The 25,001-nt window shown below is 41.6% G+C and carries 22 protein-coding genes, 1 rRNA gene and 2 riboswitches; of the genes, 19 read left to right on the top strand and 4 right to left on the bottom strand.

What is annotated here, in order from left to right:
* Positions 1-212: 212 nt before the first annotated feature.
* On the bottom strand, positions 213-710 hold the full coding sequence (locus CSV75_RS13525) for a DUF3231 family protein (RefSeq protein WP_099631911.1): 498 nt from the start codon (positions 708-710) through the stop codon (positions 213-215).
* Positions 711-776: 66 nt separating this feature from the next.
* Positions 777-1,259 (bottom strand): antibiotic biosynthesis monooxygenase family protein, encoded by a 483-nt coding sequence (locus CSV75_RS13520; RefSeq protein WP_304442418.1) that lies wholly within the window; start codon positions 1,257-1,259, stop codon positions 777-779.
* A gap of 615 nt (positions 1,260-1,874) precedes the next feature.
* Between CSV75_RS13520 and CSV75_RS13510 the strand changes: the two genes are divergently transcribed.
* The 4 genes from CSV75_RS13510 to CSV75_RS13495 all read left to right on the top strand — a co-directional run bounded on the left by CSV75_RS13510 (position 1,875) and on the right by CSV75_RS13495 (position 5,217).
* Positions 1,875-2,108: a hypothetical protein gene (locus CSV75_RS13510; protein WP_099676247.1), complete on the top strand. Its 234-nt coding sequence runs from the start codon at positions 1,875-1,877 to the stop codon at positions 2,106-2,108.
* A gap of 59 nt (positions 2,109-2,167) precedes the next feature.
* A complete protein-coding gene (locus CSV75_RS13505; RefSeq protein WP_158231668.1) occupies positions 2,168-4,237 on the top strand; it encodes a flagellar assembly protein A in 2,070 nt (689 codons plus the stop codon).
* Positions 4,238-4,304: 67 nt separating this feature from the next.
* On the top strand, positions 4,305-4,820 hold the full coding sequence (locus CSV75_RS13500) for a type 1 glutamine amidotransferase domain-containing protein (RefSeq protein ID WP_099631914.1): 516 nt from the start codon (positions 4,305-4,307) through the stop codon (positions 4,818-4,820).
* Positions 4,821-5,034: 214 nt separating this feature from the next.
* Positions 5,035-5,217 carry a hypothetical protein gene (locus CSV75_RS13495; RefSeq protein WP_099631915.1) on the top strand — a complete coding sequence of 61 codons (183 nt, stop codon included), beginning with the start codon at positions 5,035-5,037 and terminating at the stop codon, positions 5,215-5,217.
* A gap of 130 nt (positions 5,218-5,347) precedes the next feature.
* Here the strand turns inward: CSV75_RS13495 and CSV75_RS13490 are convergent, their stop codons facing one another.
* Positions 5,348-6,478: a methionine biosynthesis PLP-dependent protein gene (locus tag CSV75_RS13490; RefSeq protein ID WP_099673263.1), complete on the bottom strand. Its 1,131-nt coding sequence runs from the start codon at positions 6,476-6,478 to the stop codon at positions 5,348-5,350.
* Positions 6,479-6,557: 79 nt separating this feature from the next.
* Positions 6,558-6,659, bottom strand: a riboswitch (SAM riboswitch).
* A 156-nt stretch (positions 6,660-6,815) separates the two neighbouring features.
* On the opposite strand from CSV75_RS13490, the gene CSV75_RS13485 reads away from it, so the two are divergent.
* The 3 genes from CSV75_RS13485 to CSV75_RS13475 are packed head-to-tail and all read left to right on the top strand — an operon-like array spanning position 6,816 to position 7,997.
* A complete protein-coding gene (locus CSV75_RS13485; protein ID WP_099676245.1) occupies positions 6,816-7,151 on the top strand; it encodes a DMT family transporter in 336 nt (111 codons plus the stop codon).
* A 2-nt stretch (positions 7,152-7,153) separates the two neighbouring features.
* Positions 7,154-7,468: a DMT family transporter gene (locus CSV75_RS13480; protein WP_144034671.1), complete on the top strand. Its 315-nt coding sequence runs from the start codon at positions 7,154-7,156 to the stop codon at positions 7,466-7,468.
* A 16-nt stretch (positions 7,469-7,484) separates the two neighbouring features.
* Positions 7,485-7,997: a methylated-DNA--[protein]-cysteine S-methyltransferase gene (locus CSV75_RS13475; protein ID WP_099676244.1), complete on the top strand. Its 513-nt coding sequence runs from the start codon at positions 7,485-7,487 to the stop codon at positions 7,995-7,997.
* A gap of 286 nt (positions 7,998-8,283) precedes the next feature.
* On the opposite strand, the gene CSV75_RS13465 is transcribed toward CSV75_RS13475, so the two are convergent.
* Positions 8,284-10,110 (bottom strand): L-lactate permease, encoded by a 1,827-nt coding sequence (locus CSV75_RS13465; protein ID WP_099676242.1) that lies wholly within the window; start codon positions 10,108-10,110, stop codon positions 8,284-8,286.
* Between the two features lie 218 nt (positions 10,111-10,328).
* Here CSV75_RS13465 and CSV75_RS13460 point away from each other — a divergent pair, with 218 nt between their 5' ends.
* The 12 genes from CSV75_RS13460 to CSV75_RS13405 form a co-directional block, all read left to right on the top strand.
* On the top strand, positions 10,329-11,051 hold the full coding sequence (locus tag CSV75_RS13460; RefSeq protein WP_099676241.1) for a FadR/GntR family transcriptional regulator: 723 nt from the start codon (positions 10,329-10,331) through the stop codon (positions 11,049-11,051).
* A 148-nt stretch (positions 11,052-11,199) separates the two neighbouring features.
* The gene (locus tag CSV75_RS13455) at positions 11,200-11,919 is read left to right on the top strand and encodes a (Fe-S)-binding protein (protein WP_099676240.1); all 720 of its coding nucleotides are present in this window, start codon (positions 11,200-11,202) and stop codon (positions 11,917-11,919) included.
* Between the two features lie 20 nt (positions 11,920-11,939).
* On the top strand, positions 11,940-13,361 hold the full coding sequence (locus CSV75_RS13450) for a LutB/LldF family L-lactate oxidation iron-sulfur protein (protein ID WP_099676239.1): 1,422 nt from the start codon (positions 11,940-11,942) through the stop codon (positions 13,359-13,361).
* Positions 13,362-13,363: 2 nt separating this feature from the next.
* Positions 13,364-14,080 carry a LutC/YkgG family protein gene (locus CSV75_RS13445; protein WP_099676238.1) on the top strand — a complete coding sequence of 239 codons (717 nt, stop codon included), beginning with the start codon at positions 13,364-13,366 and terminating at the stop codon, positions 14,078-14,080.
* Positions 14,081-14,433: 353 nt separating this feature from the next.
* Positions 14,434-15,903, top strand: a complete 1,470-nt coding sequence (locus CSV75_RS13440; protein WP_099676342.1) for a nicotinate phosphoribosyltransferase — start codon at positions 14,434-14,436, stop codon at positions 15,901-15,903.
* Between the two features lie 16 nt (positions 15,904-15,919).
* On the top strand, positions 15,920-16,744 hold the full coding sequence (nadE, locus tag CSV75_RS13435) for an ammonia-dependent NAD(+) synthetase (protein WP_099676237.1): 825 nt from the start codon (positions 15,920-15,922) through the stop codon (positions 16,742-16,744).
* 122 nt (positions 16,745-16,866) lie between these two features.
* Positions 16,867-17,817 (top strand): AAA family ATPase, encoded by a 951-nt coding sequence (locus CSV75_RS13430; RefSeq protein WP_099676236.1) that lies wholly within the window; start codon positions 16,867-16,869, stop codon positions 17,815-17,817.
* Positions 17,814-18,992, top strand: coding sequence for a DUF58 domain-containing protein (locus tag CSV75_RS13425; protein ID WP_099676235.1), 1,179 nt, complete (start codon positions 17,814-17,816; stop codon positions 18,990-18,992). The genes CSV75_RS13430 and CSV75_RS13425 overlap by 4 nt, the downstream gene beginning before the upstream one ends.
* A complete protein-coding gene (locus CSV75_RS13420; protein ID WP_099676234.1) occupies positions 18,989-21,157 on the top strand; it encodes a transglutaminase-like domain-containing protein in 2,169 nt (722 codons plus the stop codon). Before CSV75_RS13425 ends, CSV75_RS13420 begins: the two co-directional genes overlap by 4 nt.
* 204 nt (positions 21,158-21,361) lie before the next feature.
* Entirely contained in the window at positions 21,362-22,915 is a 1,554-nt protein-coding gene (gene guaA, locus CSV75_RS13415; protein ID WP_369825386.1) for a glutamine-hydrolyzing GMP synthase, read from the top strand.
* A riboswitch (purine riboswitch) is annotated at positions 22,915-23,016 on the top strand. It overlaps the preceding gene by 1 nt.
* A gap of 79 nt (positions 23,017-23,095) precedes the next feature.
* Complete coding sequence (locus CSV75_RS13410; protein ID WP_099676233.1) at positions 23,096-24,430, top strand: NCS2 family permease; 1,335 nt, start codon at positions 23,096-23,098, stop codon at positions 24,428-24,430.
* Between the two features lie 436 nt (positions 24,431-24,866).
* Positions 24,867-25,001, top strand: a 16S ribosomal RNA gene (locus CSV75_RS13405); the annotation flags it as partial.

Below are 25,001 nucleotides of genomic sequence, written 5' to 3'. Positions count from 1 at the left end.
ACTCCGTACTATCTAGCCGCTGGGGTCGCTGATACTGTACAGGTTGTTCTTGTTGTTTTCTCTAAGGCTTACGATTCTTCCTGTGTATACTCATCCTTCCTTATGATGATATGATTTCTCCCATAGTTAGAATGAGCACAACCACAGAACCTATTCATAATAAGAAAAAAACTTCATCGAGCATATACACGCTCGGTGAAGTTATGTGATAATCAGTTTAAATGCAATGGCGGAGGGATAATCCAACCTTTTGATTTATTCAAGCTCAGCAACTTGGCACCAAATGCAACTTTCTCCATGTGACACTTTGCAAACATGGCTGCAACGTCTTCACGTAGACATTGACCCATAGCCATACTACAAGAAACGAGTCCTTGTCCAACATTAATAGAAATAGCGCCGCTGATTTCAGGGTCCATAAAGCGTGCGCCTGCAGGAATATCTTCAGCATTTGCTTTCGGTCTTTCCGGAAGTGCAGGTGGCGGTGTGATGCCATTTGCTTTCAGTACTTTACCGAACTCTTTATTTTCAGCCTTCATCATCTTAATTGCTTCTTCAAGTAGACGAATAAGATCCTCATCTTCTGCGTGATTGACGAAAGCCTCATAGCCACTGATCAGACCGTTATTTGCACCCATAAACGCCCAGATAGCAGTGATTTCACCGTAATGCATAGGTTGATCTTTTGGATTACCATCTAAAATACCCACAAAAACACTCTCCTCATCATTATTTTCACTTCAAGAGTAGTCTTTGCAAATATCGCTTATTTATACTTATTTTTTATAAGTCGTAACAAAAGAAGGTCCCGAGAAGATATTAGGACGTTGATCGACACCATCTTCTGTGCCGCGTTTCGCATGCGCTTTTCCGTAAGCTTGTGATTCTTGCCAGTTTTTGAAGGATTCTTCGTCTTCCCACATAGTCAAAATCACATATGTGCCAGAGTGTACGGGGCGCAATACGCGGATCGCTACGAATCCTGGTTCTGCCTCTATTAGACGTGCGCGATTATTAAAGCGTTGTTCAAAAATCTCTCTTCCTTCTTCAGTTACTGGAATATTGTTTAATACAGCGAAACGCCCAGATGGAAGATCTCCGCTTTGATCCAAAACATCGTATTCGATTGCATTGTCTAGAGTTGTTTCCTGTTCTTGCAGTACAAGCACTTCTTCATCATTATTCATTAGTGAAGCACGTGCTTCTTCTGGTAAGTTACCTGATTCCTCCAGTGGCCCTGTCCATTTAAATAATTTCAATTTAAACACCTCATCTTTTTCTTTTTATAATTAGTATATAGTATAACGTAGAAAGGAAAATGCTTTCAATGAATAAGGAAACAGTGCTAGTAGCTTGATATTAAAAATACGCCAATGCACTAGATGTAGTAAAGAAATGTGTAAAGGCATGTGATCATTTTTTTAACGCATATGTAAAAGAAAATTGTCGTCTGATAGCGAAATACTTTCTTAAGAAAATAGTAGTTGAAAAAAGTTGGCCTTTGCTTTTCAAGTCATTTTGCATACAAAAAACCCTTCCATCCAAGATAGAAGAGTTTGCATTTGTTTATGTAAGCCGTGTTTGCCGTACTTAGTCATAGAAAGTTTTAAACCACCACTCCTCAAAGTGGGTGTTTGTGGAAAACGTTCCTGTATGTCTGGATTGCTAAAAGGAACCCAGTATGCCATTTGCGTTTCGTAATAAACTCCCTTTTACAGCTTAAAGGTTAAAACTTAATGTTGTACGAACAATACAGCTTGTAGATATATCTTACACCCGGGATAGATGAAATGCAAATGGAAAGTTCTCCTGTACGTTGAAACCAAAACGTAAGATAGAACGTATTGAAGTAAAAAGAAAAGGGGCGGTTATGTATGGAACAACATGAAAAAAACTCAGAAAAACAAGAGCTGGTCGTAAGGCAGACGCAAGAAATTAGTAAGTTAAATCAAGAAATGGATGAACTCCGTCAAGAGATAAAACAACTTCGGGAGGATATTGAATTAATCGATATATTTCAAAAGAAACCAGTCGTTTCATCTGCAGTAATCGGGCAAATCGGATCGTTTATAATTGCGATACTAGTTATTATCGGAATATTCTTTTAGCGGAAAGACTCCGTTGTGATACTATAAAAGTAATAGTATGAAAGGCGGAGATGATTGCGTTGAAAAAGGTAGTAACAGTAGAAGCAAATACAGTGGAAGATGCGATTCAGCAAGCCTTGGAAATTTTAGAATTGCGACGTGAACAGGTAAATGTAGAGATTCTTACCAATCCGGCACGCCGTTTAATGGGCCTACGAAAAGTTATGGCCGAAGTAAAAGTTGCAAAGGCAGAATATAGTGAAGACAAACAGTCCGTTGCACGTCCACTTTCTAAAATTGAGGAACTTGCTGGATTGCTAGATGAAATAGATATGAAAGCCATTATCACCTCTTCATTCCAACCAGAGCATAAAGTGACGCAAGAACCATCAACTACAGAATCGAATCGGCAGTTAAGCAGTGCTAGAATTCACAACGGCGACATACAGTTTCAATTTGTTGGAGACAGCCTGCCGTCAATTATACCGAATGATCGAGCAATCATAACGCGTAATGGGGAAGTACTAACAGAACCTGTATTGATTCAGCCGGAAGATAAAGTAGAGGTTACAATTCAAGATGTAATCGTTGCCTCGAAGTTCACGATTCAATTGATGGAGGACGATATGATTGCGTTACTCTCCTTCACGCCAGGTAAACAAATTAAGCGTTCATTGGTAGATACCATTTGGTCTTCCAGATTGGCGATTCGCGTGGAAGAAACAATCGAATATACCAATGATCTGCAGCCACAGACGATTGTGAATGAATTACAAGCAATGGGAGTTCAACACGGGATTTTATTCCCGGCAATCAAAAAAGTAACAGAAGTAGATAAGCCATATGAGCTAATCGTCGCAAAAGGTATACTCCCAGTTATGGGAACAGATGGTGATTTGGAAGTGCATATTCATTATGAAGAATTTGACCCGAATAGCGAAGGAAAAGTGGATTTCCGGGAAATGAATGCGATCACAAATGTGCAAGAAGGTCAAGTGATTGCGACACATATTGTGCCTGTTCCGGGCACGCCAGGAAAGAATTTATTAGGACGTACGATTCCTGTGAAGCCTGTTCGTGATATTGTGCTACGTCCTGGGAAAAACATTAAGAAAGTGCAAGAAGATCTTGTGACGTTAATTTCAGGAAAACCTGTATTAGATAGAAGAGGTCAATTTGTGAAAATTGATGTAAATAATGAATTCATTCATCCTGGAGAAGTAAATCTCGAAAGTGGCAACATACGCTTTGAAGGTGATGTTCGTATCGGTGGAAATATTTTACCGTCCATGTTTGTAGGTGCGACGGGAGGCGTATTTGTCATTGGATCCATGACGAAAGCAGAAATTCATGCGACGAAGCAGGTGATAGTAAAAGGTAATGTGTTGTCCTCCACAATAAACGTTGGTAAGCAGGAAGCCGCGGTCAATGAATTAGTAGTTTTGATTAAAAGCGTGACGGAAATACTTATTCAGATTAAAGAGGCTGTGAACCAGATATTCATTATTCGTGGTAGGGAGGAATTGGAGCTTAGTCCATCAGAGTTGAAACGCTTAATTTATTTATTAATGGAGAAGCGTTATGCTCAGTTCGAAGACCTTAATAAAACATTCATAGTAAAAGTTCGTGAACAAAATGATAAAATAGACGAAGAGTGGTTGAGCGTAGCAAACCGTCTATATGCTATCTTTATTAATCCGCTCAATGAACATCTCCAGAGTATGAAGGAGTTTGAGCGGTTAATTGAAGATGCATATATTCTTACTCAGTTGTATGCTAAAGAAAATTCACCGCAGACTAAGTTGATCATTCCATATGCGGTTAATAGTAAACTTTACAGTAGCGGACATATTGAAGTGATTTCGAAAGGTATCTATCATAGCGATTTAACTGCGGATGAAACGATTAGAATAAAAGGTGTGTGCAGGGGAGGAGAGATTTACGCGCGTCGAGAAGTCGCGATGCAGGAAGCTGGCTCCGAAAACCCTGTCAAAACCGTTGTTCGCACAAGTGCAGAGGGGCGTATCAAAATAGGAGCAGTGTATGCAGGCACGGAGATTTATGTCGGTACCCGCAAATACATTTTCTCTAAATACGCAACGAACATTACCGCGCAATTGGATGCTGAAGGGGAACTAGATCTCGGGTGATAATGTTTAGTCTCTTTATAATGTGGAATAGTATTTATAGAACATCATATAAGGAGTGGTAAGCATTATGGCTAAAATTGCAACAGTACTTGGAGATATGTTCGAGGACTCGGAATACTTGAAACCAGCTGCTGCTTATAAAGAAGCTGGACATGAAGTAGAAGTGATCGGTGCGGAAGCAGGATCAGAAGTAACGGGTATGAAAGAAAATACTAAAGTGAAAATTGATAGAGCAATTGCTGACGTCAAATCGTCAGATTATGACGCATTGTTTATTCCAGGTGGATTTTCACCGGATATTTTACGTGCAGATGATCGTTTCGTAAAGTTTGTCAAAGAATTTATGGATGCAAAAAAACCTGTATTTGCAATTTGTCATGGTCCACAATTGCTCATAACAGCAAAATCACTTGAAGGACGCGATGCAACGGGATATACGTCCATTCGCGTAGACATGGAGTATGCGGGTGCAAAATACGCTGACAAAGAAGTCGTAGTCTGTCAGAATCAACTTGTAACAAGCCGTACACCTGATGATATTCCAGCCTTTAATCGTGAATCATTAAAACTACTAGAAGAATAAAAAAATTGAACGTCAGGGTGTAAAAGCCTTGACGTTTTTTTGTTTCTTGCACATTAAACTACTGCCTACAACATACGATAATAGTACATGTTAACAAACATTGAAAAAGATTCTCAATTGTACTTGAAAAAGGTTCTCAATGAGAGTATGATAAAAGCAACGAATAAATCAGAGAGACGATCGCGTCTTGCAAATGAAAGGTCGGGGGTCTAACATGTATAAGATTGTTGCGTTGGCGGTATTAGCAGGAATTGTATTAGGTGCAGCAACTGGATTTTCCTTTGGAAGTAAAGAACTGGCGGGTATGTTCGCCGGAATGGCGGCGCTTACGTTTATCGCAGCACCGGCAGCGGTCGTCTATGCGAGTGAAAAGAAAAAATGGCATCAAGCTCATTAATAAAGAAAAGCATCCAATATAATTGGATGCTTTTTTGTATAGATTCAATCGGTCGTGTCTTGCTATGAATGAATTAAAATAACTCGAACTGTCATAGTTAAATTGACTGTTCGAGTTGTATTGTTTACTATTATTGAACTTTTACGCCTTCTACTACTTCTTTTGCAGCATAAAGGGCTTGTTTTACATCCGCAATCAAATCTTCTACATCTTCTACTCCCACTGAGAAACGGAGCAAACGGTCGTCTACTCCACGACGATTACGTTCTTCTAATGGGATATCCATATGCGTCTGTGTAGTCGGATACGTAATGAAGCTTTCCACACCGCCCAAACTCTCGGCGAATGAAATTAAGTTCATATTTTCAAGGAATGGCCCGACCCACTCACTATTTTGTACTCGGAATGATAACATACCACCGATTCCAGCGTAGAGCACGTCGGCAATAAGAGGTTCTTGTTCTAAATAAGAGACCATCATTTTCGCATTTGCATCATGCTGTTTCATGCGTAAATGCAATGTTTTTAGACCGCGTACGACAAGCCATGAATCAAGAGGAGACAATGTAGCTCCAATCGCATTATGATTGGTAAATAGACGTTCGCATAAATCCTCACCTTTTGCCACGACTAGACCTGCAAGCACATCATTATGTCCACCGATATATTTCGTTGCGCTATGAATGACAATATCTGCGCCTTCCTCAATTGGCCGCTGGAAATAAGGTGTTAAAAACGTATTGTCGACAATTAGCAATAAATCATGTTTTTTAGCCAATTCCGCATACGTACTAATGGCTATGTTTTGCATTAATGGATTTGTAGGCGTTTCCAAGAAGATCGCTTTTGTACGATCAGTAATCGCTTGCTCGACTTCTGAAACATCATCGAACGATAAGTAACGCGTCTTAATATTATACGTCTCTTCATATTGATTAAACAGGCGATAGGTACCGCCATATAAGTCTTCAGGCGCCAATAGTTCCGAACCTGTTTTAAATAAAGATAAAATAAGTTGAATGGCTGCCATTCCAGAACTGCATGCAAATCCTTGGTCACCTGATTCTAGGTTTGCAATTCCATCCTCTAGGATAGAACGCGTAGGGTTTTTTGTTCGTGTGTAATCATATCCCGTGGACTTGCCTAGACCTTCATGGTGGTACGCTGTAGACAAGTATATCGGTGTATTGACTGCTCCGGTTTTCTCATCACTGTGGTTTCCAAGTTGTACTAATCTAGTTTCTAATCCGTTGTTTGTCATGAATATCCATCCCCCCGGCAAAATAAAAAAGAACCTCTTCTTTTCGAATAGGCCCTCGAACATACAAGTGTATACAGTATTCTCATCTTCAAGGTGGTTGTCACCCTTGGAATTAGCACCGTGCCTGTGGCTGGTTGCTGAGACATCGCTGGGCCTATCCCTCCGTCTCTCTCGATAAGAATATTCATAATATAGGAAAAACTGTTGACGAATTTATTCTATCACGCAGATATACTAGATGCAAGTTTCCTTTTAACATCAGTTATTGATTTTTTGTTTCAGTAAAAGATTTGTTATACTGATAGATACTATTCATAATGGAAAGGAGATTTTCATTTTGGCTTGGGGCTATGTCGCATTGGCGGCTGTTATAGAGATCTTCTGGGTAGTCGGTCTTCGTTATTCTGAAACTGTAATGCAATGGACCGGAACGGTTATGGCGATTGTATTGAGTTTTTATTTCATTATAAAAGCATGTGAAAGATTACCTTCCGGCACGGTATACGCTGTTTTTACCGGATCTGGTGCCGCTGCAATCCTTTTAGTGGATATATTCTTCTTTCAAGCAGGTTTTACGTGGGTTACGCTGACCTTCATCGGATTCATCGTCATTGGGGTAGTCGGCATTAAGCTGACAACAGATGAAAAAGCCGATACAGAAGGAGGTGGCTGACAGTGGCGTGGGTATACTTAGTGATTGCCAGTCTCGGTGAGATTTTCGGTGTGGTGAGTATTAATTATTATTTACAGAAGCGTTCAATTAAAAGACTGTTACTAATTGTGGGGATTTTTGGTTTTGGTTTTGTTTTCCTGTCTCTTGCTATGCGCGAAATACAGATGAGTACAGCGTATGCGGTATGGACAGGGTTAGGAGCGGCAGGAGCCGTATTGATGGGGATTTTGATATTCAAAGAATCTGCTAGCATCAAACGTCTCTTCTTTTTATCGCTCATTATTTTCGGTGCTGTAGGCTTGAAGTTGTTCGGATGAAAGGGGAGTGGCGTAACTGATTTATTGGACAAATTTTGATTTTAATGAATGGATTGTAACAATAGCTGCTACAAAACAGGGACTGTGCTATGCCGGACTAGCTGAAGATAGTGTAGAACGTATGAAGGACTGGTCGTACCGGTTTGATACAGTTGACTTAATAGAAGATGAAACAAAGCTCGGAGTCTATATAAGCAAGATGAAGGAGTACTTATCGGGTACAACGAAAGATTTTTCAGCGATTCCACTTGATTTAAAAGGAACATCGTTTCAACTGCAAGTATGGGAAGCACTACAACGAATACCGTATGGTGAAACTATGACATATTCAGAAGTTGCGGTACAGATTGGGAAAGTGTCATCTGTTCGTGCTGTAGCATCTGCAATAGGTAAGAATCCTGTGATGGTTGTGGTGCCTTGTCACCGTGTTATTGCGAAAGATGGCAGTTTGTCAGGCTATCGTGACGGGATAAACCAAAAAGCGAAGCTGATTTTGCTTGAAAGTACTCTCACAAGGAAAAATGAATAACAGTATGAAGAGGCTGGGACATAGCTTAAAAAAACAGTCCGTTCCCCTACGCTACAAAAGGCACGCTTTCCGCGGGGCGCGCTTGAGCCTCCTCGTCGCTGGCGCTCCTGCGGGGTCTCAACATTCGCGCTGAATCCCGCAGGAGTCGGCCTTTTTCCGCTTCGGTACACTCTTGATTACTAACTAATTAAACTTTATAAATAAGTTTCAGTGAATTAAAAAAGGTATGAAGGTGTCTTCTCCTTCATACCTTTTAAGGTTTTGTCCCAGCCTTTATTGTTGCTATTTATGATGGCTGTCGCAAGATATTTGCAGACAACTTACGTTTATCTGTGGACATCTTCATTATAAAACCAACAACAATGATGATTGCAATGAGTAGCCAGATATTGAAAATTCCATGAATAATTGCCATTCCCAAGAAACCTGCAGTCAGCAGATAATAACTTAGAGGGAAGAGGACGCGTCGTATGAGTAGCCCTTCCTTGCCTATCAGACCAACTGTAGCCGAAGCAGCCACGACGTTATGCACACAAATCATGTTTCCGGCAGCGCCGCCGACTGCCTGCATCGCTACAACAATGCCTGCTTGAGCAGTATCAAGACCGATATTGCCTGCTGCGCCAAATTGGAACAGTGAAAACATCATGTTGCTAAAGGTGTTACTGCCGGCAATGAATGCGCCGAGCGCACCGACAATTGGTGCAACAATCGGCCAAAACTCTCCGCTTACGACGGAAACGCTTTCAGCTAAAATTAGCGGCATGTTTTCACCGACCAAAGATGCGCTATCTGCAGCCACTTTTCCGGCTGCCAATGAAGTATTCAAAAATATTTTAATCATTGGTACAGCAAATATTAATGCAACTCCTGCAGTAACAGCTGTGTGGAATGAATTCTTCCAAGCAAGTACGTACTCAGAAGGTTTCATACGATACAATAAATAACCGAACAATGAAGCAACAATAAAGAAGAAACCGGGCAGGAATAATGGTGTAGTTGCCGTTGTGATACCCGAACCGAATATATTCTCAAATTTGAGTGTGACAGCGGAATGTTTAAGTAAAGCAGTGAAGGGTTCAAGCGTTCTTGAAAGTACAAGCAAACCTGCTAGCACTAAATATGGCATCCATGCCTTCAAAGTCGAAATTCTACGGCTTTCATCCAGCGGTTTGGGTGCTTCGTGATTCAGTTTGCCGAACCAATCTTCCTCCCACTGTGTGCGCGGTGGGAAATCGAAAGTATCTTCTACTTTTGGCATGAATAAACCTTTTCTAGCAGCGGGGATCACAATGATTAATGAAATGAGTGCACCCAGCAAGGAAGGGAATTCTGGACCTAATGTAATTCCGATAATGAAGTAGGGAATAGTGAATGCTAGACCTGCAAACAACGCAAACTTCCACACTTTCAATCCTTCACGGAAGGACTTGGCAGGGCTGAAGAAGCGTGTCAGCAGGGCAGCCAGAAATAACGGAATCAAAGAACCAATTACTCCGTGAATTAGTACAGTATTCGTAGTAATTTGCAGTAGAAATTCGGGAAAACTCATGCCTACTTTTTCAAGTGCTGCCATTACAGCGGGCTGATCGGAAAGGCCTGTACTGACACCAATCTGAATAGGGGTTCCGATCGCTCCAAACGATACGGCTGTACTTTGAATTACTAATGACACCATAACAGCAGCAAGTGCAGGAAAACCGACTGCGACTAACAGGGGTGCCGCAACTGCAGCTGGTGTCCCAAATCCTGATGCACCTTCGATGAAGGAACCAAATAAAAAGGCGATAATAATCGCTTGGATACGACGGTCTGGTGAAATGGAAGTGAAACCGCTACGAATTGTGTGGATTGCTCCGCTTTCTTTTATTGTATTGAGCAAGAGTACGGCGCCAAAGACAATGAATATAACCTCTAAAGCGGTAATTAATCCATTGAACGCAGCACCTGCCACGATATTTGTCTTCGTTCCCCAAATGAATATAGCTATCAAAGCAGTAACGACGAGTGCAATAGGCATAGCCCTACTTGCGGGCCAATTCAATAAGACTAAAAATACGAAAATAGTAATAATGGGCAGTAAAGCAATAAGAGACAGTACAAGTAAATTCAAATAAATAACCTCCAGTATCATTTTATGGAAACGTTTTCATTAAACCACTACTCATTAGGTCATCTGATGACCTAATGACTTCTTTTTCTGATTATATAGACTGCCAAATTAAAAGACAAGAAAAATTTTGTGTTTTCTGATAGTGAATAACTTATTCGAATTTAGCACAGGGTGTATTTTTGGATTATAATGAATACAGCAGACAGGAGTGAAAGATCATGAAGTATAAGCAAATCAAGCCTAAGAAAATATATGAGGAAGTAGCAGATACTTTACTGGAAATGATTCGAAGCGGCGAGCTTAAGCCGGGAGATAAACTGGATTCCGTCCAGCAATTGGCAGAAAGCTTCAGTGTCGGAAGATCAGCCATTCGGGAAGCATTGACATCATTGCGTGCATTGGGGCTCATTGAAATGCGGCAAGGTGAAGGGACGTACGTCAATGAATTTTCATCTGAAGACTTGGCATTTCCATTGCAAAGCGCTATTTTGATGAATCAGCAAGACGTCGATCATTTACTAGGCGTGCGGAAAATACTAGAGGTAGGAGCAGTTACCAACGCGGCGCTAAATCGATCAGATGAAGACTTGGCGAAAATGGAAAAGGCTTTGCGCAGTATGAAGGAACATGCAGGTGATATTCTTCTTGGAGAAAAAGCGGATCTTGACTTCCACTTTGCGATTGCAGAAGCTACGGGCAACACGTTGCTCGTTACACTAATGAACCACGTGGCAAGCCTCATAGGAGAATCCATGAGGGAAACTCGGAGAATCTGCTTGTATACGGAAACAGCGACTGTTGATCGATTATATGAAGAGCATGAAGCGATTTTTCTAGCGATTAAAAAACAGCAGCCGGATCTCGCAGCAATTCATATGCAAGGACATTTGGTCAACGTAGAAAATGTATTGTCTAATTATTTGAAGTCAATCAAAATATGAAATCACCCGTCTTGTTACGGGTGATTTTTAAGTTATTTATCATAAATATCTGTTAAATCAATAAGCTTTATAGTATGCTAGGAAATAACTTAAAGTCATCTGATGACCTGTTGACCTTATGAAATCTATCTTGAAGAGGTGAATGACTATGAAAGTTAGCTTGTTTATCACATGCCTAGTGGACATGTTCTATGCAGACGCTGGTAAAGATATGGTAGAAGTGCTCGAAAGACAAGGCTGTGAATTGTCGTTTCCAAAAGGACAAGTATGTTGCGGACAACCTGCTTATAACAGTGGCTATGTAGAAAATTCAAAATCAGCGATGAAAAATATGATCAAGACATTTGAAAATGCAGAGTATGTAGTTACTCCATCCGGATCTTGTGCCACGATGTTTAAACTATATCCTGACGTATTCAAAGATGATCCGAATTGGTTACCGAGGGCTCAAGAGTTGGCAGATAAAACGTATGAGTTCACACAATTTCTCGTGAATGTGCTGCAAGTAGAAAATGTAGGAGCGAAATTGACAGGAAAAGCGACGTATCATCCGTCTTGCCATATGACGAGATTACTAGGCGCTAGCGAAGAACCGAAAAAGTTATTGAATCAAGTGGAAGGACTCGAAATGATCCCTTTACCCAATGCTCATAATTGCTGCGGCTTTGGCGGTACATTCTCCGTAAAGATGGGGGATATCTCTGAACAGATGGTAGATGAGAAGGTCAATAGTGCCATAGTGACTGAAGCAAATTATTTAATCGGGGCGGACTGTGGTTGTCTGATGAATATTGGAGGACGTGCAGAACGAGTGGGTAAACCAATCCGTGTCATGCACATCGCGCAAGTGTTAAATAGTAATGAGTAAATAAAAGTGAGGTGATAGTAATGTCTATGAAATTCAGCAAGAAAAACTTTACCGATCGAACAAAGGAAAATATTTCAGACGATTTTATGAGACAAGCAGTGGCCAGTGCTCAGGAGCGTTTGCATGGTAGACGACTAGACGCTGCAGAGGAGCTGGGTAGTTGGGAAGAATGGCGTTCACATGGAGAAGAAATTCGTCAGCATGTCCTTGAAAACCTGGACTTCTATTTACATCAGCTAAGTGAAAATGTAGCAGAACGTGGCGGTCACGTATTTTTTGCGAAGACTGCTGAAGAAGCGAGTGATTATGTCCGGGATGTCATTAAGAAAAAAGATGGTAAAAAAGTTGTGAAGTCTAAATCGATGGTAACGGAAGAAATTAATCTGAATGCTGTACTGGAAGAAGCCGGATGTGAAGTCATAGAGACAGACCTAGGAGAGTATATCCTTCAAGTGGATGATCATGATCCGCCGTCTCATATCGTAGCACCTGCCCTTCATAAAAATAGGGAACAAATTCGCGAAGTTTTTGAGAAAAAGTTGGATTATCATAAGACTTCTAAACCGGAAGAACTGGCTTTGCATGCACGTGAAAAGCTACGCCAGGAATTCTTGGATGCAGACATAGGTATTACAGGCTGCAACTTTGCGATTGCTGAAACCGGCTCCATTAGTCTTGTGACGAATGAAGGGAATGCACGACTTGTCTCTGCATTGCCGAAAACTCAAATTACGGTAATGGGCATGGAGCGGGTAGTACCTTCTTTTGAAGAATTCGAAGTATTGGTCAGCTTATTGACACGAAGTGCAGTGGGGCAAAAGTTGACGAGTTATGTCACAGCGTTAACTGGCCCTAGAGATGAAGGGGGTGTGGATGGCCCAGAAGAATTCCATTTAGTTATCGTCGATAATGGACGATCCGAAATTTTAGGGACAGAATTTCAATCCGTGTTGCAATGTATCCGATGTGCTGCTTGCGTCAACGTATGTCCTGTTTATCGTCATATCGGTGGGCACTCCTACGGCTCAATCTATTCGGGTCCAATAGGTGCTGTGCTATCGCCATTGCTTGGCGGTTACGACGATTTTAAAGAGCTGCCTTTTGCTTCCACACTATGCGGAGCGTGCACGGATGCTTGTCCGGTGAAAATCCCTCTTCACGAACTACTTCACACACATCGACGCATCATTGTGGAAGAAGAAGGTCGATCACCTATTTCCGAAAGACTGGCAATGAAAGCATTCGGGATTGGTGCTGCATCGAATCCGTTGTATTCTATGGGCTCAAAGGTAGCATCTACCGCGATGAAACCTTTGACGAAAAATGACCGGATATCAAAAGGTCCGGGTCCGCTGAAGGACTGGACCGATTTACGGGAGTTCCCAGCTGTCGGAAATACGCGTTTCCGTGACTGGTTCTATGATCAGAAAGGGGGCAAATAAGCATGGGAGGAACAATTCAAAACCGTGATGCTTTTCTAGGTACCATTGCGACACAATTAGGGCGCAAACCCAAAATGAAAGTAGAAAAACCGATCTGGAAACATCAGCCACAGCGTACAGTGTTAGCAGACGCTTCACTAGATGAATTGCTCGGAGTATTACGTGTGCAATGTGAGCAAATTCATACAGATATAGTCGAAACGACTAAAGAATCATTGCCAGTTGCGCTAGATGAAGTGGTAAAAGCTTATGGTGGCGGACCACTATCTCTATGGAGAGACGGACGTTTTGGGGATTATGGATTATCAGACCTGTTAGAGACAAAGTGGCCTTCAGAACAGATTGAAGTCAATAGCTGGGATCCTTCACTTGGAGAAAAGAACATCGAATTGGCTGAACAAGCAAATATCGGCATCACATTCAGCGACATGACCCTTGCAGAATCCGGCACCGTTGTACTATTCAGTAGTGCGGACAAAGGTCGTTCAGTCAGCTTGCTTCCAACGCATTATATTGCCTTAATCCCTAAAAGCACGCTAGTCCCAAGAATTACCCAGGCATCAGATATGATTCGAGAAAAAATAAACAATGGCGAGCAAGTCCCATCCTGTATTAACTTCATCACAGGTCCAAGCAACTCCGCGGACATTGAAATGAATCTCGTCATCGGTGTACATGGTCCTGTCAAAGCAACATATATTGTTATAGAGGATTGCTAGAAAAAGTGATGTCTCCCTTCGTGTAGAGAGTGGGAAGCTAGACTACATTTCACTGCAAATCATTACGTGAGACAGAAGCTGAATTCCGAAAATAATCGGAACTTGCCTTCTGTCTTTTCTACATTAGCGTTCCATATAAGAAAACAAAACCAGTTGATCGTAAGTGGGAAGCGTCCGTCTGGATTGTCGATTAACGTTGCTTTCGTGTTCACATTTCCTCATTTAACCTTTCTATACCCTATACGTAAAAAAAGTTTTCAGAATTCAATTTACGACTTGATGATTACTTTGCTGAGAAACAGGGGAAATAGTGTATAATGACAGTATTATTGCAGCAGAAGAAGGAGACGACTATGACTTCATCATATAAAGACGACAGTTTAGCGTTACACACAGACCTATATCAGATCAATATGGCCGAATCGTATTGGGCGGACGGCATTCATGAACGGAAAGCAGTATTCGAAGTGTATTTCAGAAAAATTCCATTCGGTAACGGTTATGCGATATTTGCAGGTCTTGAACATGTACTGAAGTATCTTGAAGAGTTTTCATTCACTGAAAGCGATTTAGCTTATTTACGAGAAGAGCTTGGTTTTGCTGATGACTTCCTCAATTATTTGAAAGGCGTCCGTTTTACCGGGGACGTGTACTCCATGAAAGAAGGAGAACTCGTTTTTGCGAATGAACCCATCATACGGATTGAGGCGAACTTGATTGAAGCGCAATTGATCGAAACAGCATTGCTAAATATTATTAACTATCAAACGTTGATCTGCACAAAAGCTAGCCGGATCAAGCAAGTAGTGAAAGATGATGTGGTGATGGAGTTCGGGAGCCGACGTGCGCATGAAATGGATGCCGCAGTTTGGGGCGCGCGTGCAGCGGTCATTGGTGGCGTGGAATCTACGAGCAACGTACGCGCAGGAAAACGTTTCGGACTAGCTGTTTCTGGAACGCATGCACATTCATTTGTCCAAGCTTATAAAGATGAGTACACGGCATTCAAAGTGTACGCACAACGTCATCGCGATTGCGTGTTCTTAGTGGATACGTATAATACTTTAAAGATTGGTGTTCCGACAGCTATTAAAGTGGCAAAAGAACTTGGAGACAGCATTAATTTCATCGGCGTACGACTGGACAGCGGAGATATTGCATTCTTGTCAAAAGAAACTCGCCGCATGTTAGATGAAGCCGGTTTCACAGAGGCGAAAATCGTAGTATCCAATGATTTGGATGAGTATACGATTTTAAACTTGAAAGCCCAAGGAGCCCAAGTCGATATTTGGGGCATTGGGACCAAACTGATTACGGCATATGATCAACCGGCGCTTGGGGCAGTCTATAAAATTGTCTCCATAGAAAGCGATGACGGGGAAATGCAAGATACGATTAAAATCTCGGCAAACATAGAAAAAGTGACAACACCTGGCCGCAAAAAACTCTATCGAATCATTGACCTTGAAAATGGAAAAGCAGAAGGTGACTACATTACGATGCATGACGAAGATCCGACAACGGAAGAACGTATCAAAATGTTCCATCCCGTGCATACATTTATTTCGAAGTTTGTGACGAATTTTGAAGCGGTAAACTTACACGAGCAAGTTATTCGCGATGGGGTAACCATTTATAAAAATCCACCAGTTTATGAAATTCGTGAATTTGCACAACAAAATCTTTCCTTACTATGGGAAGAATATAAACGTTCTTTGAATCCAGAAGAGTATCCTGTGGACCTTAGTCAAAAGTGTTGGGATAATAAGCGACGTAATATTGAAGAAGTACATGAAATGGTCGAGAACTATACAAAACGATGAAAAGGAAGTGGGAGCGTTGACATTGCAGCAAGAAATTATCCAAGCATTACGTGCGAAGCCGGAAATCGACCCGCAGCAAGAGATCCGGACTTCCATTGACTTTATGAAAGCATATTTGAAAAAGAATACATTTTTACAAGGATTCACATTAGGTATTTCTGGTGGTCAAGACTCTACATTAGTTGGCAAACTAGCGCAAATGGCGATTGATGAACTTAACGAAGAAGTAGCGGAAGAAAAATACCGCTTTTATGCACTCCGTTTACCGTATGGCGTGCAGTTTGACGAAGACGATTGTCAGGATGCATTGCGTTTTATTAGTCCATCGGTCGTCTATTCAGTGGATATTAAAGAAGCGGTCGATGCCAGTGAACGGGCTATGATCAAGGCGGGTCTTTATATCTCTGATTTTGATAAAGGAAATGAAAAGGCGCGCGAACGTATGAAAGTGCAATATTCTGTAGCGGCCGTCCATCAGGCGGTCGTTCTAGGTTCAGATCACGCAGCTGAAGCAATCACTGGCTTCTACACAAAGTTTGGTGATGGTGCAGCGGATCTTATGCCGATTTACCGTCTGAATAAACGTCAAGGAAGACAATTATTAGAAGCATTAGACTGTCCGCCACATTTATACAATAAAATCCCTACAGCTGATTTAGAAGGTAATAAACCCGCTATTCCAGATGAAGTAGCGCTAGGTGTAACGTATGATGAAATCGATGACTATCTTGAAGGAAAAGAAGTGTCGAATGAAGCACGAAAGCAAATTGAAGGACATTATTTGAAATCAGCCCATAAACGGCATTTGCCTATCACGGTATTTGATGAATTTTGGAAATGAAAACTGCCGACCTCTTATAAGATAAAGGGTCGGCAGTTTTTCTGTTTGTCGGCATTATTCGTTTCAGGTATGATAGTTTCATACAACAAGACGGATTCAGTTCGTGACGGGAGAGAACAACTATGCATTCACAATGGATCGAACGAGTATTACACAATATCGAAAAAGTTATTGTGGGAAAACGTGATATAGCGGAGTTAAGTATGACAGCGTTATTAGCTGGCGGTCATGTGTTACTAGAAGATGTACCAGGCGTTGGCAAGACGATGTTAGTCAGAGCACTAGCCACTTCAATTGGCGCAAAGTTTAAACGGATCCAATTCACGCCAGATTTATTACCTTCTGATGTTTCAGGCGTATCTATCTATAATCCACAGACGATGCAATTCGAATTTCGTCCGGGCCCTTTGATTGGGAATATCGTATTGGCTGATGAAATCAACCGAACATCACCCAAAACACAGGCTGCTTTATTGGAAGGTATGGAGGAGGCGTCGATTACGGTAGATGGAACGACTATACAATTACCGAAACCGTTTTTCGTAATGGCGACACAAAATCCTATTGAATATGAAGGGACATATCCTTTACCGGAAGCACAGCTTGATCGTTTTATCTTTAAGTTGAAAATGGGTTATCCGACAAAACAGCAAGAGATAGAATTATTGAAAAGAGCGGAACAGCAAACGCCAATTGAGCAAATTGATGCCATTCTAACAGTGGAGGAATTACTGGAGCTACAGTGGCATGTACGCGAGGTGACTGTAGACGATACGATTGTTTCGTATATTGTGGATTGTGCAGATGCAACTCGCCAGCACGAATCCGTTTCGTTAGGCGTAAGTCCACGCGGTTCGATGGCATTAATGAAAGCTTGTCAGGCATATGCATTCATAAAAGGGCGCACGTTTGTTTTGCCTGACGATGTACAATACTTAGCGTCGTTTGCATTTCCACATCGGATGATTCTACATCCCGAAGCGAAATACGAAGGAATTGATGCTGAGGAAATTGTTAGCTATATCCTCAAACATTTGCCGGTTCCAGTTATGCGCAGGTCTGCTACTTTATGATTGAATTGCGATCGTTCGGACGTTTCGTGAATGTCTTATCTATTGGTATCGCCGCCTACGTCTTTGCAAAATTTCAAGGGGGCTTCGTTAGCTGGTTCATCTTCTATACATTGATTCCGTTTGTGATATATTCCGTGCTACTCTACTTATATCCGTTACGAGATCTAACCGTGGAACGATATATCGAAGACCGACATGTAACAAGAAATGGACGGGTATCTATTCGTGTGGTTATTAAAAGGAATCTTCCCTTCCCTTTGTTGTACGTAGTTCTGATGGATAAACGAGTGCATGGCAAGCGCGAAAAGATTGAACGGAAAATCACACTACTAGGTTTTCGAAGAACATATGAGCACACCTATTTGTTACAGAATGTTCAGCGTGGTGAATACACATTGCCGACAGTAGAAGTAGAAGTAGTAGACTTTTTTAATTGGATTCGTAAAAGAAAAGTATTTGTTGTTCAAGACCATTTTTTGGTCTATCCTCGCGTCACAGCTATGGTGTATGAATCGGCATCCAATGGAACGAGCGAAGGACAGCAACGTTCCGCTTACATGCTGGCGAAAGATGCAACCACACCATCTAGCATCAGGGAATATGCACCGGGGGACCGGATGTCTTGGATTCATTGGAAGTCATTTGCTCGCACTTCGAAACTTATGACAAAGGAGTTTGATGAACAGCGATCGGAGCAACATACGGTATTGCTGGATTGTGGAATGTCGGAAACATTTGAAGAGGCAGTGGAGTTTGCTGCGTCGATTATTGTATCTGCTAGGCAGAATCATGCCAAGCTGACCATGATCACGGCAAGTGACCAACCGAAAATATTTCCGTCTATACATTCCGCAGATCATACTAGGCAAGCGTTAGTACACCTTGCTAAAATCCAGCCGAAAGATTTACAACAGGTAAGGTTACCGATAGAGAAAGCGCCATCTCGGGATGCGTTGTTGCTTATTACAGGTAATCTTCGCATGGATTTCATCCACCGTGTATTAACGTATACTCGTGATGCATCCACAATAGTTTGCTTTGTAATGTTGCCGGACGATACGCATGTTAAATCCCTCGAGCCTATTATTGATCAAGTGAAATTACTCGGTATTACTGTGAATCTGATGTATCCATCTGACTATTCATCGGTGTTGAAAAAGGCGGTGTCTTCATGAAGAAACCGATATTGAATTGGAAAGTGCTAGTGTTTTTATATGCACTTAGTGTCGTTTTACTGTGGGAGTGGTTTGTCCCCATTATGGAGCTGACAGATTTCGGCCATCCTTCTTTATTTATCATCTATCTGGTGCTCTTCTTTGCATTGGCTTTACTTCGATTACCCTGGTGGATCAGTGGAGCGATTCAAATACTTTATGTAGTATGGGCTATTCATTATATGTATTTTGACCAACTATGGATTTCAATAGAAACGACAGGCTACATTTGGCAAGATGTCCAACAGAATGTCTTGTTGCTATTCAAAGGTGATCTGGGTGAATTATCGAATTTATTTCGTACGGTATTGTTGTTTACATTAGTTTGGATGATTGCCTATTTGCTTCGCCACTGGATTGAAGTGCGAAGTAGTATGATGATGTTCTTTGGTTTTACCATAGTATTTGTTGCGCTGTTGGATACGTTCACTCCATATGATGCTACTACGTCTATTGTGAGAATTATGATGGTGGGTTTAGTAATCGTAGGTACTCTCACATTAATTAAACTATCCGGTGAAAAGGGATTGTCACTTCGTCCTAAAAGATTACTTTTGCTTTCATTACCGGTGGTACTGATTGTTATATCTGTCGGATTGCTTTCCAGAAATGCACCCGTATATCCTCCAGCATGGCCTGATCCCGTACCGTTCTTATTGTCTTTGAGCGGAGTGGAAGACAAGGGGTCTGATAAAAGACAAGCCAGGGCGGGTTATGACCCTAATGATTCGCAACTAGGTGGAGCTTTCGTCCAAGACAATCAGTTAGTGTTTGAAGCTTCCGTGGAACAACGTCAATATTGGCGAATCGAAACGAAGGACACTTACACTTCGAAGGGCTGGATACAGGATCAAGAATCAATGAAGGAGCTACTGGATACAGGTGAAGATTTATGGGAACCTCTTGTAGGTGGGGAAGTGTCGCGTGCTTTATTGGATTTCGCTGAACCATTGCCGTTTCTTGCCACTCCCTATGGCACGACGAAGATTTCCTCACCTGAAGGTTTGAACCTTATGCATGAGGTGGCAGCGAACCGACTATACTTGCTAATGGGTCTGCAGGAAAAGATTGAACAGTATGAAATAGAATTTGTTGAACCTACATACATCATGTCAGATTTGCAGAAAGCAGAGATGGTGAATTATGAGACCGTTCCGGAAGATTTAAATAGCTATGTGCAACTTCCGGACGAATTACCGGAACGCGTGAGGGAGCTAGCGTTATCGATTACAGAGAATGAAACGGCCGTCTATGACAAAGTGAAAGCGGTAGAGCAATACTTCAAAAAGAACGGTTTTGTTTACGAGACACAAAATGTTCCGATACCTGATGAGGAACAGGACTATGTGGATCAGTTTCTATTCGACACCAAAAGGGGTTACTGTGATAATTTCTCCACTTCTATGGCGGTCATGCTCAGGTCTGTAGATATACCAACACGCTGGGTGAAAGGTTTTGCGCCCGGGGAAATGGCGTTTAAAGCCTCAGGCGAAAGTATCTATCGCGTGACGAATGATGAAGCTCATTCATGGGTGGAAGCGTATATTCCTGGAATTGGATGGATGCCGTTTGAGCCGACGCTAGGTTTTACACAGCCGACAGAGATCGAATTTGATATTCCAAATGAAAGTCCTGAAGAAGAGGAAATTAATAAAACGGTGAAACCAGAAGTGGAGCAACAGAAAGAGCTTCCAAAGAAAACAAAAGGTTCGACAGCGTTTGACGTATTCAAACAAAAGCTTGCATGGTTGTTTAGTCAATGGTGGATTTATGTAGCGCTATTCGTGTTGATAATAGGAGCGAGTGTCGTTATATATAGTAAAAGAAGTAATTGGTTACCGAAATGGCGTATAAAACAATTGAAGAAACTGCCGAACGGTCGCGTGAAATTCGAACAGCAATTTACACAGTTATTACAACAACTAGCGCGTACCGGTTTGCCAAAGGATACCGCAATGACACTATCCAACTATGCAATACTTGTGGATGAGCGGTACGGCGGCGATCGAATGGCCGTATTGACCCGCGCGTATGAAATCGGGGTATACGGTAACGATTGGCAATCGCAAGAGTGGGATAAGTTGAATGAAGTATGGGAAGATTTAATTATTAGCACAATTTGTTGATTTTTTAGCGAAATATGCGTAAAATATAGATCGGATGATGCTTGGAATATCCTCGACATTTCTTGCACTAACGAACGTCAGCTATCATTGAATAGCAGTACCTAGATTCTTTGATGGAAAAGACGCGTGGAAAGTTGACTTTCTAACGCGTCTTTTGTAGTTGAGGCATGAAACGGTATTAAAAAATTGGAAGAGGTGGATTAGTTGTCAAATGCTCCTGTGTTAGCTGGACAAGAAAAAATTGTAGTTCTCGATTACGGCAGTAAGTATAATCAGCTCTTCACGCGTACAATTCGCGAATTTGGTGTGTATAGTGAGTTACACGCACATACAACGACAATTGAAGAAATCAAAAAAATGAATCCAGTCGGTATCGTACTTTCTGGTGGTCTAGCATCTGCTGGCGACGAGAATGCGTATGATATTGATCCGTCAATATTCGAATTAGGTATTCCTGTATTGGGCATCAGTTATGGAGCTCAAGTAATTATCGATCATTTAGGCGGTAAGGTAGAAAAGAATACAAGTGACGAAGGCAAAGAAGAAACGTTGACCGTGGATACGGCGTCTGCATTGTTTGCTGGTCAGACTGAAAAACAAAATGTCTGGGTAAGCCACAGCGCTGACATTGCAGAATTACCTGAAGGGTTTACTGCATCTGCAAAAGACTCTAGTGGTAATATTGCAGCGATTTCAAACGATGAAGAACAAATCTATGCGATTCAATTTCATCCGGAAGATTATCGTTCGGAAAATGGGAAAGACTTCTTGCGTAACTTTGTTTTTGAAATTTGTAAAGCTTCAGGCGACTGGACAATGGATCGTTTCATCGAAATCGAAATTGAGAAGATCCGCTCAACAGTTGGTGATCGTAAAGTACTTTGCGCACTAAGTGGTGGGGTTGACTCTTCAGTAGTGGCAGCTTTGATTGACCGTGCAATTGGTGACCAGTTGACATGTATCTTTGTTGACCACGGATTGCTTCGCAAAGGTGAAGTCGAAAGTGTAGTTAAGACTTTCAGCGAGCAGTTCAGCATGCACTTCATTAAAGTAGATGCACGTGAACGCTTTTTGAACAAGCTCGAAGGCGTTACAGACCCTGAGCAAAAACGTAAGATTATCGGTAATGAATTTATTTACGTATTTGATGAGGAATCTGCTAAACTAGATGGCATCAAATATTTAGCACAAGGTACGATTTATGCAGATATTATCGAAAGTGGAACTGCGACTTCTGCAACTATTAAATCTCACCACAATGTGGGCGGTTTGCCTGAAGATATGGAATTTGAGTTAATCGAGCCATTACGCGCATTATTTAAAGATGAAGTACGTGCGGTTGGGGCGGAACTCGGATTGCCTGAAGAAATTGTTAACCGTCAACCATTCCCAGGTCCAGGACTTGGAGTTCGTGTGCTTGGTGAAATTACAGAAGATAAGCTTGAAATCGTTCGCGATGCTGACTTTATTTTACGTGATGAAATTGCAAAAGCTGGACTCGATCGTTCCATCTGGCAATATTTCGCAGTATTACCGAATATCCGCAGTGTAGGTGTGCGTAATGAACAACGGTCTTACGACTATGCGATCGGTATCAGAGCGGTTCATTCAGTAGATGGCATGACAGCAGACTGGGCTCGTATACCTTTCGATGTACTAGAAAAAATCAGTACGCGAATTACAACTGAAGTGGATCAGGTCAATCGTGTTGTATATGATATTACAGCTAAACCACCTGGCACAATTGAGTGGGAATAAGATAAACAACAGAATATGATCGTATAACGCTGGGAATAAGGCCTAGAAGTCTCTACCGAAACACCGTAAATGTTTCGACTACGATTCAAAATAGAAATGTTTTTTCTATTGAATTAGAAGAGAGGCATGCGATTTTTTTCGCGTGCCTCTTTTTACATAATGAGAGTAAGGAAGGTCACAATGAAAAAATACTTTGAGTTCGACAAGCTTGGAACCAATTATCGTCGCGAAATCATCGGTGGAATAACTACTTTTTTAGCCATGGCATATATTTTAGCGGTAAATCCCATTATGTTATCTTTGGACGTTGTACCTGATTTGCCTGATTCTATGCGTATGGATAAAGGCGCTGTATTTGTTGCTACTGCGCTCGCGGCGGCTGTTGGAACATTATTTATGGGTCTGATAGCTAGATATCCGATTGGTCTAGCGCCAGGTATGGGATTAAATGCATTTTTCGCTTTCACAGTAGTGCTAACCTACGGTATACCATGGCAAACAGGATTAACTGGGGTATTATTCTCTGGATTAATCTTTATAGTTCTTTCATTGACAGGATTACGAGAAATCATCATCAATGCAATACCAGCCCAGCTGAAATTTGCTGTAGGTGCAGGGATTGGTTTGTTCATTACATTCCTAGGACTGCAAAATGCCAAGATTATTGTAGCAGATGCAAATACGTTAGTAGGCTTAGGTGATTTAACAGCGGGTCCTACATTACTAACGATCTTTGGATTAGTTGTCACTATTATTATGATGGTTAGGAAAATCAAAGGTGCTATTTTCTATGGGATGATCATGACCACAGTTTTAGGTATGGCAGTCAGTCTAATAGACATACCACATAAGGTAGTAGATAAAATTCCGTCAGTTGCTCCTACGTTTGGTGCAGCATTTGATGCGATTATTCACGATCCAGGTTCATTGATGACAACACAATTTCTCGTTATCGTTATCACATTTCTATTTGTAGATTTCTTCGATACAGCCGGAACACTAGTTGCAGTTGCTACTCAAGCGGGTTTAATGAAGGAAGATCGTCTTCCACGTGCAGGTAAAGCGTTGCTTGCGGATTCCTTGGCGACAGTAACAGGAGCAGTAATGGGTACATCCACTACCACATCTTATATTGAATCTACTGCAGGTGTTGCGGCGGGTGCCAAAACAGGCTTTGCTTCTATTGTAACCGCCTTGTTGTTCTTACTGGCATTGTTCTTCTCCCCTTTACTATTAGTCATCACACCGGCAGTTACAGCGCCGGCATTAATTATCGTTGGGGTATTGATGGTGTCGACCTTAGGAAACATACAATGGACACGTTTCGAAATCGCTGTTCCAGCATTCTTTACGATTATCGCTATGCCATTGACGTACAGTATAGCGACAGGTATCGCAATCGGTTTCGTTTTCTATCCTATTACGATGTTAGTTAGCGGTAGAAGAAAAGAAATTCATCCGATTATGTACGGGTTATTTGTAATCTTCATATTGTATTTCATCTATATTAAATAACAACGAACCGCTTCCCGATTCAATAGGGGAGCGGTTTTCACTATTCCTTAAGCTTCGTTTTGAAAGTGTTAATGGTATCAAATCTAAAAGAAAGTAAAAGAAATTAAAAAAGGTTGTTTAAAGTTGTTGACAGTTTAAAATACGTCTGATATAGTAATAGAACAGTCAAGAAAGCGGCTGTGACATGAACCTTGAAAACTGAACAGCAAAACGTTAACGAAATACAGTTTGTGCACCTAACGGTGACACAAACAAAATGAGTATCTTAATTGATGCCAGCAAATGAAACTCGAGCTAATCGATTTTTCATCTACTGGGCGTCGAGTTGCAGTGAAGTGCTAGGAAGTGATCGAGCGATGAAGGGAGCGTACTTAGGTACGTGACCGACTGAGTAAATGAAACTGACGACGCAATTCGCTGTGAATCGGTGGCCAGTATTATGGAGAGTTTGATCCTGGCTCAGGACGAACGCTGGCGGCATGCCTAATACATGCAAGTCGAGCGAACTGTTGGAAGCTTGCTTCCTTCAGTTAGCGGCGGACGGGTGAGTAACACGTGGGCAACCTGCCCT

Origin of the sequence: Sporosarcina sp. P18a, from assembly GCF_002743135.1 — a bacterium.
Lineage (GTDB): Bacteria > Bacillota > Bacilli > Bacillales_A > Planococcaceae > Sporosarcina.
This window is presented reverse-complemented; position numbering and strand designations above follow the sequence as displayed.